Source organism: Clostridium sp. AM34-9AC (assembly GCF_003480225.1).
Lineage (GTDB): Bacteria > Bacillota > Clostridia > Lachnospirales > Lachnospiraceae > Acetatifactor > Acetatifactor acetigignens.
In genome coordinates, this window is the sequence record NZ_QUIU01000004.1 from 105,835 (window position 1) to 119,469 (window position 13,635).

Consider the following 13,635-nt stretch of genomic DNA (forward strand, 5'->3'; position numbering starts at 1 on the left):
CTTACTTCTTATCTCTCACGCTTTTCTGCGCAGTCTTGCATAATAGAATCCGTCGGTCTCATCCGTTCCCGGCAGAAGCTGTCTCTCTTCTTCCAGTACAAACGGGAAATTCTCTGTGATCCAGACTGCCATCTCCTGATTTTCCCCGCGGTGGATCGTGCAGGTACTGTAGAGCAGTACACCGTGCGGCTTCACATACTGCCATCCGGCTGCCACGATCTGCCTTTGCAGTTCTGTGATGGATTGCAGGCTTTCCGGTGTGGCATGATATTTGATATCTCTCTTTTTTCCCATAACACCAAGACCAGAGCAGGGGACATCCATCAGCACCACGTCCGCATATTTTTCCTTCTCCGGATCATGCACCGTGGCATCATACACCTGAACCTCCACATTCCTACGGTTCATGCGCTCCAGATTCTCCCGGATCAGGTCCGTCTTGTATTCAGATATATCACGGGACACGACGTGGCCTGCTTCCCCTGCAAATTCCGCCGCCAGGATCGTCTTGCCACCCGGAGCCGCACACAGATCCATGACCGTATTACCTGGGCATATACCTGCCGCTTCCACTGCAAGTGCGGAGCTGGCATCCTGCACGGTAAATTTGCCTTCCGCAAAGCCCGGAAGTTCACTTACATTTTCCAGATTCTGTGCCAGATACACATAAGGAAGTTCCCTGCTTTGCTGCAGACGTACACCGGTTTTCTCAATTTTCTCCGCCAGTGACTCTCTCTCCGCTTCGGTCAGTTCCGTGGAGAACCGCAGGGATACCGGATGAATGGAAAGGAGTCCTTTTAAAAGTGTTTCCGTTCCTTCTCTGCCATATGCAGGCAGCCACAGATTCACGATCCATTCCGGCATGGAATATTTTATGCTCAGATATTTCACCGTATCCTTGGGATCCGGCAACGGCATCTGTTCCTTGCTGCGGGAAATATTACGCAGCACCGCATTGACGAAGCCTTTCAGGGTACGGAAGCCTCTTTTGGCCGCCAGTTTGCAGGCCTCATTGCACACCGCACTGTCGGGAACTGCATCCATATACAGGATCTGATAAGTACTCATGCGAAGAAGACAGCGGATCAGAGGCTTCATCTTCCGGACCGGAACAGAAGAAAACCGATCCAGATAATAGTCCAGCTCCAGCTGTCTCTCTATCGTACCTTCCGTGACTCTTTTGATAAACGCTTTCTCTCTGGGATCCAGATAATCGTATTTATCCAGAACCGCTTTCATCAATTTATGGGAAAAATCCTGCCCCTTTTCCAGACTGAGCAGGATCTCCACTATAATTTCTCTTGTATCGGTCGTTGCATGATCACTCAAGATTAGTCTCTCCTTCTGCGATTGCCGCCGTACAGCAGGATCAGTCTGAGCAGCTGTAATGCGGAGGAGGCCGCTCCTGCCACATAGGTCAGAGCCGCTGCCGTCAGCACCTTTTTGCCGCCGCTTACTTCTTCACTGCCTAATAACCCGTATTCTTCCACCTTCACGATAGCTCTGTGGGAAGCATTGAATTCCACAGGCAGTGTCACCAGTTGGAAAATAACGGTCAGGGCAAATGCCCAGATACCAAGCTGGATCAATGTCTGATTCCAGCTGAGCAGTACTCCTAAAAAGATCAGAGGAATGCTTAAATTGCTTCCGATATTCACCACCGGCACCAGTGCAGCACGAATGCTCATGGGGGCATAGCCATGGGCATGCTGAATGGCATGTCCGCACTCATGGGCCGCAACACTGACCGCAGTCACCGAGGTTCCGTTAAAGTTGTTGTAAGACAGTCGCACCGTATCCGTCCGGGGATCGTAATGATCACCGTCATCGGAGTTCAGGCACTCGATCTGTACATTGTATAAACCTTCTCTGTTGAGAATGTTGCGGGCCGCTTCCGCTCCCGTCAATCCTCTCATATTCCGGACTTTGCTGTATTTGCGCATGGTGGAATTCACCAGTGCGCTGGCACCCAGACACAATACCAGTCCGACCAGTACCAGAAAATAAGTAGGATCCCAATAATAACCATATCCGTAATAGCCACCGTACATACGAAAGTCTCCTTTCTGTCAACACCGCTTACCCGATCGTTGCTTTTCGTTTCGTCGTATCCTAACGCTCGCCCAGAAGCTCTCCCGGCTGTACCTTTACCCCCAGCAGGAAATCGTGAGTTGTCATACGCTTTTTACCTTCCAGCTGCAGTTCCATCACCTTTAAGGAGCCTTCCGATGCAGCCACTTCAAAGGAATCCTTATTCACCGTAAGGATCGTGCCCGGTGCTTCCTTATGCGCAGTTGCCATAGGAATGGCTTTCCAGATTTTCAGCTGTTTTCCATGATAATGCGTATATGCACTGGGCCAGGGAGTCAGTCCACGGATCAAACGATCCAGTTCTGCCGCTGTTTTCGTAAAGTCCAGTTTTCCCATCTCTTTGGTGATCAGGGCCGCATAGCAGGTCTTGGTATCATCCTGCTTTTCCGGTACCAGTTTGCCTGCCTCCAGCAGAGGCAGTGCCTCGGTGATCGCTTCCCCGCCCAGCACCATCAGCTTGTCATGCAAAGTTTCGAAGGTGTCCTCCGAAGTAATGGGGATTTTCTTCCGGTACAACATATCGCCGGTGTCCAGTCCCGCATTCATCTGCATGATGGTCACACCAGTCTCGGCTTCTCCGTCGATGATCACTCTCTGGATAGGAGATGCCCCGCGGTATTTCGGAAGGAGGGATGCATGGATGTTCAGACATCCGTATTTTGGCAGATCCAGAATCTCCTGAGACAGGATCTGTCCGAACGCCGCCACGATATAAATATCTGCGGGATATTTTTTCAGTTCCTCAATGGCTTCCGGTGTCTTGATCCGACGGGGCTGGAATACAGGAATGCCATGTTTTACCGCACATTCCTTCACGGGAGGAAACTGTAATTCTTTGCTTCTGCCCTTTGGCTTGTCCGGCTGGGTCACCACTGCGGTGATCTCATGGCCCTGTGTGATCAGTGCCTCCAGCGCTCCCACGGCAAAATCGGGAGTTCCCATAAATACGATCTGCATAGTCTGTCTCCTTTCCGGAAAGCTTACTCTTCTTCCTCATCCTCGTAGGTCATATCCTGCAGCGGTCCTTCCGCCTTTTCCACATAGAGATGACCGTCCAGATGATCCAGTTCGTGGCAGATGGCTCTGGCCAGTAATTCTGTTCCCTCTACTTCGATGGGCTTCATATTCACATCCAGTGCTACCGCTTTCACATAATTGGGTCTGGTTACGATGCCGAACTTACCGGGTACGCTAAGACACCCTTCCTGTCCGGTCTGCTCTCCACTGCTCTCTACGATGCGGGGGTTGATCAGAATATACGGATCCTCTCCGGTGGTATCGATCACCACGATTCTCTTCAGGACACCTACCTGTGGTGCCGCCAGCCCTACGCCATTGGCATCGTACATAGTCTCCAACATATCCTCGATCAGTTCTTTGGTCCGGGGTGTCATCTCCTTGACCTCTTTGCAGGTCTTGGTCAGTACTTCATCCCCATATTCACGAATGTTTCTGATTGCCACAGTTCTTTACCTCCTATAACACGCTTACCGGGTCAAAATCAAATTGTATACTCATCTGTCTGGGCTGCCACTGTCTGAGAGTTTCCTCCAGTCTGTCCTTTACTTCCACCAGGACATCATACTCCGCATGCTTCACATAGAACACATACCGGTAGATATCATTGATCTTGCTGATGTTGGCAGGGGCAGGTCCCAGTACCTGTATCTTCTTATTGGACTGTTCTTTTTGCTTTCCTGACAAAAAGTCTATATTAGACTTTACCACATCTGTCAGTCTCAGGGCAAGCTGTTTTGCATTTTCTTCCTCTTTCCCGTAGATCTGTACTGCCAGCATATGAGCCACCGGCGGGTAGCCGGACAGCTCTCTATACAGAATCTCCTCCTGATAAAAGTTCTCGTAATCCTGAGCCGCAGCACAGGTAATGGCGTAATGATCCGGCTGATAGGTCTGGATCACCGCTTCCCCGGGGAGCGCTCCTCTGCCGGCCCGGCCCACCGCCTGGGTCAGAAGCTGGAAAGTCCGCTCTCCCGCCCGGTAATCCGACGCATTTAACGACAGATCCGCCGCCAGGATCCCCACCAGTGTCACCTTTGGGAAATCATGTCCCTTGACGATCATCTGGGTGCCGATCAGCACGTCCGCTTCCCCGTTTGCGAAGGAGGATAATATTTTCTCATAGCTGTCCTTCGTCCGGGTGGTATCCGCATCCATGCGCAACGTCCGCACACCGGGGTACAGCTCCTTTAATTTTTCTTCGATCTGCTGGGTGCCTGCCTTAAATCCCAGAATATATTTCGATCCACACTTGGGACAAAGCTTCGGCATCGGCTGTGTATAACCACAGTAATGACAGATCAGCCTTCCTCCCTTATGTTCCGAGAGAGAGACATCACAGTGCGGACACTTCATGACCTCACCGCAGGAACGGCAGGACACAAATCCCGCGTAGCCTCTCCTGTTTAAAAACAGGATGGTCTGCTGGCCCTTGTTCAATCGATCCGCCATTAATTCCTGCAATTTCCTGCTGAAAATAGAACGGTTGCCCTCCTGCAGTTCCTGTCTGAGATCCACCGTGTACACCGTAGGAAGTTCCCCGCCGGTGAGACGTCTGGTCAGTTGAAACATGCGATACTCCCCCTTACCGGCACGATAATAGGCCTCCAGGGAAGGTGTGGCTGAACCCAGCACTACACTGGCCCCGTACAGTTTTGCCACTTCCAGCGCAGTCTCTCTGGCATGATATTTCGGAGTACTTTCACTTTTATAGCTGTTCTCCTGCTCCTCATCCATAACGATCAGACCAAGACTTGGAAACGGCGTAAAAAGTGCGGATCTTGGGCCGATGATCACATCGATTTCTCCAGCTTTGGCCCGTTCGCACTGATCGTATTTTTCCCCGGGGGATAACGTGGAATTCATCACGCTGACCCGATCACCGAATCTCTGGTAAAATCGCAGCAGTGTCTGATAAGTCAGGGCGATCTCGGGAATCAGCACAATAGCCTGCCGTCCCCTCGCGATCATTTCTCCGATCAGCCGCATGTATACTTCCGTCTTGCCGCTGCCGGTGATGCCGTGGATCAGATAGGTCTGTCTCCTTCCGGCATCAAAATCCGCAAACACTTCCGTAACGATGGTCTGCTGTTCCTCACTCAGCGTATTACGCACTGCCTCTACGGACTGCATTTTGACCGGATTGCGATAGCTTTCGGAACTGACCAGTTTTGCCGCGCCGCTTTTTACAATACTGTTTACCGTGGCTGCACTAACCCCCAGTTTTCCGGTGATCCACTCATAGGGAATTGTCTCCTGTTCTGACAGGGCTTTTAACAGTCTTGCTTTGGCCACCTGTTTTTTCCGTTCACATTCTCCTAATAATGACAAAATCTCTTCTCTGTTCATCAGACGTACCAGCTGTCTGTGTTCCAGCTTTTTTACCGACTGTTTTGCCGGCAGTACCGTCTTCAGCGCCTGGATCATGGTACAGCCGTAATTCCGACGGATCCAGGCAGCCAGAGCAATCATTTTGTCCTCCACTCCGGTCTCTTTTTCCGGCATTCCTGCGATATCCTTGATCTTCTCCGGAGCGAACTGACACGTTTCCCCCAAAGCCACCACGTAACCCTTGATGAGACGATTGCCGTTGCCAAACGGGATCATGACACAGGCTCCCGGCTCCAGTCTGCCCCGCAGACTCTCCGGCACCCGGTATTGAAATGTTCTATCCAGTTTTTCGTGGGAGATATCTACAATGATATCCGCATATAACGTATTCAATCTGTTTTCCTCATTATTTTGCTGCAGATCCCGGAATATGTCCTTCCGCCAGAATATCCCGAATCAGATCTCTCTCATCCATGGGATGCTTCACCCCGCGGATCTCCTGGTAATCTTCATGTCCCTTGCCTGCCAGCACGATAATATCTCCGGGTTCTCCGTGTTCGATAGCATAAGTGATGGCTTCCTTACGATCGCAGATCTCTACATAATTTCCATCCGTTTTTGCCATACCTGTCTTGATATCGTCGATAATATCCTGCGGTTCCTCAAAACGGGGATTGTCGGAGGTAATGATGGTCAGATCCGCCAGCTTGCCGCTGACCTCTCCCATCTCAAAACGACGCTGTCTCGAACGGTTGCCTCCGCAGCCGAACAGGCTGATCAGTCTGTGAGGTTCATATTCCCGCAACGTGGTCAGCAGACTCTCCAGTGCCATGGCATTGTGGGCATAATCGATCAGCAGGGTGAACTGATCGGATACCTTGATCATCTCGATACGGCCTTTTACCTTTGCCTGCAACAGCGCCTTTTTAATGTTTTCCTCATCTACCTTGAAATGACGGCAGATGGCAATAGCCGCCAGCGCATTGTACACGCTGAATTTACCGGGCATGGGCACTTCCACATCAAAATCCATCAGTCCGGCTACGTGGAAAGACACGCCCAGTTCTCCGGGCTTATGCACCAGTTTCCGTTCTTCCGCCCGGAGCATACAGTGCTCTCCCATTCCGAAGCTCTCCAGTGTGCAGGTATGTCCTTCCGTCACTGCCTGCCAGTGCTCATCGTCACCATTCACAATACCTACCTTGCACTGTTTGAACAATAATCCCTTGCAGTGCAGATATTCCTCGAAGCTGGCATGCTCGTTGGGACCGATATGATCCGGTTCCAGATTCGTGAAAATACCGTAATCGAACACAAAGCCCTGCGTACGGTGCAGCATCAGCGCCTGAGAGGATACTTCCATCACAACCGTATCCAGTCCTGCCTCCACCATACGGGCAAAATACTCCTGCAGCAGATAGGATTCCGGGGTGGTATTGTTGGCATGGATATGTTCGTCTCCGATGATCACTTCGATGGTTCCCACCAGTCCCACTTTATAGCCGGCATTTTCCAGAATGGACTTTACCAGATAGGTGGTCGTTGTCTTACCTTTGGTACCCGTGATACCGATGACTTTCAGCTTTTCTGCCGGATGGCCGAACCAGGCCGCAGAAATAAATGCCATGGCATATCTGGTATCCGCTACTTTGACCACCGTCACATCCACATTCTCCGGCAGTTCCACGTCTTTTTGCACCACTAGTACTCCGGCTCCCTGCTCTGCCACCTGTGCAGCAAAATCATGACCGTCAAAATTTGCTCCGCCGATGCAGAGAAATAAGCATCCCGGAACGACCTTGCGGGAATCATAAACCACCGCAGGGATCTCTCTGTCCAGTGTTCCCTGTACCAGCTCATATTCCAAGTGCTCCAGAAGCTCTGTTAATTTCTTGTTTTCCATCTTATTCTTATCCTTTTCCATAGAGGTATCCGCCTTTCTCTCAGGAATCTTTTTCACATACTGTATTTTATTTTACTCTTTTTTCTCAGAATGTACCACCCTTAAATTTAGTTGCATCTTTTGCTTTTTCCGAAGCAATGGTATAATATTACTGATTTTTATTTAAGGGGGAATTCTCATGAACGGTTTCTATGGATCTGCATTCGGAAATATCCTTGGCACACTTTCTTTTCTTCTATTTCAATGTGTGGGGTTTCTGTACATAAAACGTATTTTTCCTAAAAAGGGACTTCTGTTCCATCTGCTGACCGGCAGTGTATCCGGCTCTGTTCTGTTGCAGTGGATTCCTGCTCTGTTTGCCTTCTTCTTCGGTTTTTCCATGACAGCTCATATTATGGCTCTGCTTTTCGTAGTCATTTCTCTGGTCCTGCTATATGTCTTTTACCATCCTGCCACGGCAGTATCTTCGACTGCTCCCACCAAAGACTACCGGCAGCTGTTGCGCAGAAATTATGCCTTTCTTCTGCTGGCAGGCGGTACCTTTGTTCTGTTTTGTATTTTGTTATCCACCCACACCATCCTGCCGAAGAACGACGGTCTTCATGTGGGGCAGTGTACTTATGGGGATCTGCAGATGCACCTGGGAATCATTACAAGTATTGCCAATCAACAGACCTTCCCTCCTTACTACTCCATCTCTCCCTGGGATAAGCTCTGCTATCCTTTCCTGTGCGACAGTATTTCTTCCAGTATTTACCTGTTTGGTGCATCCCTGCGCTATGCTTATATGCTCCCTATGTATTTTGCCTTTTTCCAGGTCATAACGGGATTTTATGCCATTGCCGATGTTCTGTTCCATGATCGCGCCAAATCTCTGGCTGCCTGGGTCTTATTTTTCTATAACGGCGGTCTTGGCTTCGTATATTTCATTGACTGGAGCAGAGAAGGCGGTTATAAATTCAGTGATATTTTTACCGGCTATTACACTACCCCCACCAATCTGGTCGACCGGAATATCCGCTGGGTCAATATCATCGCAGATATGCTCCTGCCACAGCGTGCAACACTCTTTGGCTATGCGGTCCTGTTCTGTGCCATCTGGCTGCTGCTTCGGGCCATCCGGAACGGGGAAAAAGAATGTTTTCTCCCTGCCGGTATCCTGGCAGGGACATTACCTATGATCCATACCCATTCTTTCGTTGCCATCCTGATCTTAAGTGCCTGTTGGATGTTGCTGTGCCTTTACCGGTCCGTGCCGCATAATACTTCCCCGGTAGCGCATCCGGGAGCCGTTCTGCTCGGATGTTTCGTGACCTGTATGATTCTTCTGGAAATTCTGAACGAAAGTTCTGCTGCCGTTGCACCTGTACTGCTCTTTCGTTTTGGCATCCTTGTTGCGGCATCCCTCGTGCTATACGGTCTGTCCTTACTGTACCGGTGCTTTTCCGGTAAAAGTACAAACAATGATACACTGCAGAAGTTTTTGACCACCTGGGGAGTTTTCTTTGGTGTGCTTCTGCTTCTTGCACTTCCGCAGTTATTGGAATGGACTTTTGGCCAGACAACGCAATCCGGCTTTTTGCTGGGGCATTTTAACTGGGGAAATCAGGGCGATACTTATTTGTGGTTTTATCTGAAAAACTGGGGTGCGATCCTGCTATTGTTCGTCCCTGCCATGATTCATTGTAAAAAAGAAGATTTTGATGTGATGTCCGGGGCATTTCTCCTGTGGTTTGTTGTGGAAATCATTTCCTTCACCCCTAACACATATGACAATAATAAACTATTATATATAACTTATATATTTGTCTGCTGCCTCAGTGCCGATTACGGAATTGATTTCCTGCGTTCTCTGAAAAAAGCCTCTTCACGATACCTCTGCATGATCGGCATGGTATTTCTTTGCACCTTTTCTGCCGTTCTGACCCTGTGCAGAGAGGTAATATCCGATTATACCGCTTATTCTTCCGCACAGGTGGAAGCTGCAGCATTCGTCGAGCAAAATACCTCTCCCACATCCCGTTTTCTTACCAACAACAGGCATGTAAATGAAATTGCCGCCCTTGCAGGGCGCAATGTATTAAACGGGGCGGGAACCTTTTTGGCAATGCACGGTCTCTATCACACAGAATATCACGAAGATTTCCGGACAATTTATGAGACTCCCGCTGTTTCTGCAGATCTGATCCGTACTTACGACATCGATTATATTGAAGTCTCTTCCTGGGAACGGGCAAGTTACGCTGTCGATGAAAACTACTTCCGTTCCGCCTGGCCCTGTATCTTTGACAACGGAGAAATTCAGATTTACCAGATCAATCCATAATTTCACACTTGGAAGTCGCAAGACCCTCCGCATCACTGTGGGATGCACTTCCGGATTTCTGGATCAGGCCGATCAGCTGTCCGGACATAAGCACGGTAAACAACGAATATCCGATACGTCTCACCGGAATGTAGCTTAAGGACATTACCAGTACGATCAGATCCGACATCAGATACACCCACTGGATCTTCCAGCCGGTAGCATGGGAAATACTCATGGCCAGGGCATCATCTCCGCTGGGGGCTCCGCCGATGCGCACGCACAGTCCGGCACCGACACCGACGAACAATGCTCCCACCAGTGCTGCCAGAAGGGGCATATTTGCCAGTTCCGGCCACAGATGAGGAAATTGCTCGCAGATTTTATAGGTTCCTGAGAATCCTGCGGTAGCCAGAGCCGAATAGGCGATAAATTCCTTGCCTAACAGCTTCCATCCCAGGATATAACATAAAATATTCATAATCCCTCCGGTAAACGCCGGAGAGATTCCTGTCCAATGCTCCAACAGCAACGTGGCTCCCAGCACACCACCCTCCGTCACTCCGGAGATGGAGTGCACGTTATATAATCCAAATGCCAGAATAAAACTTCCCAACAAAGTTATGGCACAATTTTTTAAGGTAATATTTTTCAGTGCCTGTCTCCATTCGTAAATCTGTGTTTTCATTTTTGTACTGCTATTCCTTCTATATTTTTATAATTTTTATCCATATTTTTATATTATAATCCATAACTTCCGAGTGGTGTCAAGCATTATCGGAAACTATTTTGCTTTTCCAGACATCGGAAAGCCCCAGGCTGTTGCGCCTGAGGCTTTCCGATTTTCTTATGAGGGGGGGGAGATAGTGAGTTCATCAACTATCTGAAATACATATTACAGGGTAAATGTGTACAGAGTGTGTACGAATTCTAACTTAATTCTAAAATGTGTCTTGAGGTTTTATAAACTGCGGTAAGTTTCTCTCCGGACACCAAAAAGCCTCAGGCATCGTACCTAAGGCTTTTCGGTTTCTTATGAGGGGGGGAGATAGTGAGTTCATCAACTATCTGAAATACATATTACAGAGAAAATGTGTACATTTTGTGTTCAAAAAATAAAAAATTTAACAATAGTTCTGCATGACGAACTGTACTTCTGTTTTCCCCTTATAGGTATTCTGGCTGACCTGATATACCACGGACAATGGGAAATTCCCTTTCCCGGCATAAAGTACCTCTTCACTTCCAACACCGTATTTTTCATCCAGGAAAGCTCCCAGTTTCTCCAGATCTCCAAAAAATACCACCGTCTGTGTCGTACCCTCCGGTGTCTTCACCCGGAATCTGGCACAGGTCTTGTTGGCACCCATTTTAAAGCCCGCCTGAAAAACCAGCCCCTTCTGGGCAAACAAAGGACGTGGATTCCCGGTGCCGAAAGGCTCCAACAGGGCAAACTCTCCCGCCAGCGCATCATCCGCATACCCCATGGGCATTGCCACATCGATATGTACTTTCGGAATAAAATCATCCTCCGTCAAAGTGCATTTTTTATTCAAAGCAGCTCTCAGCGGTTCAATATCCTCTTCTCGCATGGAAAGGCCTGCTGCCAGCTTATGACCGCCATACTTGGTAAAATACTCTTTTACCTGCGTCATGGCATCATACATGTGATAGGCTTCTATGGATCGTCCGGAACCCTTAACTCCATCTTCTCCCTTGGTCAGAATGAAGACCGGATGATGGTATTTTTCTCTGACTTTTCCGGCAATAATACCGGCAATGCTCTCATGTACCTCCGGCAGATAGATCACCATAACTTTATCTTCTGCAATATGATGTTCCTGAATATACTCATCCGCTCTCTGAATTCCCTGTACTGTCAGGTGCTTGCGGCTCTCATTCAGGTCTTTCAGCTCTCTCGCCGCAGTCATGGCATCCGCCCTGGTAAAGCTCTGCAGCAGTTCCAATGCCCGTTTGGCAGTATCCAGTCTTCCCGTGGCATTCAGGCAGGGTCCCAGCACAAATCCCAGATGATAGGCGCTCAGCCGATCTGGCGCAATATCATTCACTTCCATCAGCGCCTTCAAGCCTTCGTTATATCCCTTCTGGATACGCTTCAACCCTTCCTTCACCAGAATGCGATTCTCATCTTTTAACTCCATAACATCGCATACGGTAGACAGTGCCGCAAATTCCAGTAACTCCTCCTGAATATTTACAAGTCCCGGATTTCCTGTCTTTTCCTTGATCGCCTGGATCAGTTTCAGTGCTACCACGCCACCACAAATGCCGGAAAAAGGATACGTATCGTCTGCTCTCTTGGGATCCATCACTGCCAGCGCCGGAGGCAGCTGTTCCTTCCGCTCTCCGTTTTCTTCTATATATGGAACTTCATGATGATCCGTAACGATCACCCGCATGCCCAGAGAATTTGCCATTGCGATCTGGGGTGCCGCTGCAATTCCGTTATCGCAGGTCACGATCATACCGACACCTTCTCTTTTGGCCTCTTCGATCAGATGCTCGTTCAATCCATAGCCGTCATGGATTCTGTGGGGAATAGCCGTGTCCACCTGAGCCCCCAGCATCTGAAAACCTTTGGTCAGAATATAGGAAGAACAGATTCCATCCACATCATAATCCCCGATGACCCGGATATGCAGCCCTTCCCTTACCGCTTTTAGAATTTCCTCCACTGCCTTATCCATATCCTTTAACAGCCAGGGAGAATAACAATCTTCCAGTTTCCCGTAGAGGAACTTCTGTATCTCACTCTCTTCCGTCAGATCCCGGTTTCTTAGGATTCTCGCCGTCACCGGACTGATATGAAATTCCTTCGCCCATTTATCAAAATCTGCCTTTTTTGCGGCTACATACCATTTTTCCATAGATTCTCCTGCTTTGTAACATTTGGAAATATTTATGCCTATAAGAATCTTTCATTCTATACAGACACATGGCTTATTATAGCATGAAAAAAAGCCTTGTGCATCTTCTCTTTTTATGCTATAGTCAATCCAATTTCTATATTAAATTTCTGATATCTGGCGTTTCGCCATTTTTTCAAGTAACTTTTAATTACACTAAGGAGGATTCTGCCTATGAAACACAAACAAGTATTTTCCATGAACCTTACCGGTCCTATTGACTACGGTTTCCGCAATGACTATATGTTCCGCGCAGCCCTGCAGCTAAGTCAAAAAGCTCTGACCGGTCTCATCAGTTCTCTGCTCCATCTGCCACCGTCCGCAATTAAGTCCGTCACCATTACCAATCCAATCGCCTTAGGTGCAACCATTGAAGACAAAGATTTTATTCTTGATACCAATGTCTTGTTGAACAATAATGCTCTCATAAATTTGGAAATGCAGGTAAATAACCTCTACAACTGGCCGGAGCGTTCTCTGAGTTATCTGTGCCGTAACTTTGATCAACTAAATAAAGGGCAAAATTATTCTGAATTAAAACCTGTGATACACATTGGTTTTTTAGACTACACCCTGTTCCCGGAACGCCCTGAGTTCTATGCTACATATCGGTTACTGAATCTTAAGGATCATTTTGAATATAGTGACAAACTCACACTATCTGTGGTAGACTTAAAGCATATAGAATTGGCTACCGATGCTGACAAAGCATATGGTATTGACAAATGGGCTGCTTTATTCCGGTCTATTTCATGGGAGGAAATTCTTATGACTGCTAAAAATGATGAATACCTGATGGAAGCGACAAAGACTTTATATAATCTGAATGCGGATGACATGGTCAGACAACGTTGTCAGGCACGAATGGACGCAGAGCTTCAGGAACAGTATCTGTTGAAAAAGATTGATACTTTGACGACTGATAATGATAAGTTGACTGCCGATAATGCCGCCAAAGACGCTGAGATCGAAGCTCTGAAAAAGGAACTTGCCAGTTTGCAGCAGAATGTATAACCATAACTTAACTTTAAAAGGAGCCGGAACATTTCGTTCCGACTCCT

The 13,635-nt window shown here is 48.2% G+C and carries 10 protein-coding genes; 2 read left to right on the top strand and 8 right to left on the bottom strand.

What is annotated here, in order from left to right:
- Positions 1–15: 15 nt before the first annotated feature.
- The 6 genes from rsmB to DW835_RS03795 all read right to left on the bottom strand — a co-directional run bounded on the left by rsmB (position 16) and on the right by DW835_RS03795 (position 7,363).
- On the bottom strand, positions 16–1,329 hold the full coding sequence (gene rsmB, locus DW835_RS03770) for a 16S rRNA (cytosine(967)-C(5))-methyltransferase RsmB (RefSeq protein ID WP_118730713.1): 1,314 nt from the start codon (positions 1,327–1,329) through the stop codon (positions 16–18).
- Between the two features lie 2 nt (positions 1,330–1,331).
- Positions 1,332–2,051: a zinc metallopeptidase gene (locus DW835_RS03775; protein ID WP_117464742.1), complete on the bottom strand. Its 720-nt coding sequence runs from the start codon at positions 2,049–2,051 to the stop codon at positions 1,332–1,334.
- A gap of 61 nt (positions 2,052–2,112) precedes the next feature.
- Positions 2,113–3,048: a methionyl-tRNA formyltransferase gene (fmt, locus tag DW835_RS03780; RefSeq protein WP_117464741.1), complete on the bottom strand. Its 936-nt coding sequence runs from the start codon at positions 3,046–3,048 to the stop codon at positions 2,113–2,115.
- Between the two features lie 23 nt (positions 3,049–3,071).
- Entirely contained in the window at positions 3,072–3,554 is a 483-nt protein-coding gene (gene def / locus DW835_RS03785; RefSeq protein WP_022312555.1) for a peptide deformylase, read from the bottom strand.
- A 13-nt stretch (positions 3,555–3,567) separates the two neighbouring features.
- Entirely contained in the window at positions 3,568–5,832 is a 2,265-nt protein-coding gene (gene priA, locus DW835_RS03790; protein ID WP_118668731.1) for a primosomal protein N', read from the bottom strand.
- Between the two features lie 13 nt (positions 5,833–5,845).
- Complete coding sequence (locus tag DW835_RS03795) at positions 5,846–7,363, bottom strand: UDP-N-acetylmuramoyl-L-alanyl-D-glutamate--2,6-diaminopimelate ligase (protein WP_118668732.1); 1,518 nt, start codon at positions 7,361–7,363, stop codon at positions 5,846–5,848.
- A gap of 157 nt (positions 7,364–7,520) precedes the next feature.
- Here DW835_RS03795 and DW835_RS03800 point away from each other — a divergent pair, with 157 nt between their 5' ends.
- On the top strand, positions 7,521–9,668 hold the full coding sequence (locus DW835_RS03800; protein WP_118668733.1) for a hypothetical protein: 2,148 nt from the start codon (positions 7,521–7,523) through the stop codon (positions 9,666–9,668).
- Here DW835_RS03800 and DW835_RS03805 read toward each other — a convergent pair.
- Positions 9,658–10,335 carry a YitT family protein gene (locus tag DW835_RS03805; protein WP_118668734.1) on the bottom strand — a complete coding sequence of 226 codons (678 nt, stop codon included), beginning with the start codon at positions 10,333–10,335 and terminating at the stop codon, positions 9,658–9,660. The two genes, DW835_RS03800 and DW835_RS03805, sit on opposite strands and share 11 nt — an antisense overlap.
- A gap of 436 nt (positions 10,336–10,771) precedes the next feature.
- Positions 10,772–12,535, bottom strand: coding sequence for a single-stranded-DNA-specific exonuclease RecJ (gene recJ / locus DW835_RS03810; RefSeq protein ID WP_118668736.1), 1,764 nt, complete (start codon positions 12,533–12,535; stop codon positions 10,772–10,774).
- A 213-nt stretch (positions 12,536–12,748) separates the two neighbouring features.
- On the opposite strand from recJ, the gene DW835_RS03815 reads away from it, so the two are divergent.
- Positions 12,749–13,588: an Rpn family recombination-promoting nuclease/putative transposase gene (locus DW835_RS03815; RefSeq protein ID WP_118668737.1), complete on the top strand. Its 840-nt coding sequence runs from the start codon at positions 12,749–12,751 to the stop codon at positions 13,586–13,588.
- Positions 13,589–13,635 lie beyond the last annotated feature (47 nt).

What these genes read in the sequence shown, in the direction of transcription:
- DW835_RS03775 (WP_117464742.1), bottom strand. Translation starts at nt 2,051, where the DNA reads ATGTACGGTGGCTATTACGGATATGGTTATTATTGGGATCCTACTTAT.
- fmt (WP_117464741.1), bottom strand. Translation starts at nt 3,048, where the DNA reads ATGCAGATCGTATTTATGGGAACTCCCGATTTTGCCGTGGGAGCGCTG.
- DW835_RS03795 (WP_118668732.1), bottom strand. Translation starts at nt 7,363, where the DNA reads ATGGAAAAGGATAAGAATAAGATGGAAAACAAGAAATTAACAGAGCTT.
- DW835_RS03800 (WP_118668733.1), top strand. Translation starts at nt 7,521, where the DNA reads ATGAACGGTTTCTATGGATCTGCATTCGGAAATATCCTTGGCACACTT.
- DW835_RS03805 (WP_118668734.1), bottom strand. Translation starts at nt 10,335, where the DNA reads ATGAAAACACAGATTTACGAATGGAGACAGGCACTGAAAAATATTACC.
- recJ (WP_118668736.1), bottom strand. Translation starts at nt 12,535, where the DNA reads ATGGAAAAATGGTATGTAGCCGCAAAAAAGGCAGATTTTGATAAATGG.
- DW835_RS03815 (WP_118668737.1), top strand. Translation starts at nt 12,749, where the DNA reads ATGAAACACAAACAAGTATTTTCCATGAACCTTACCGGTCCTATTGAC.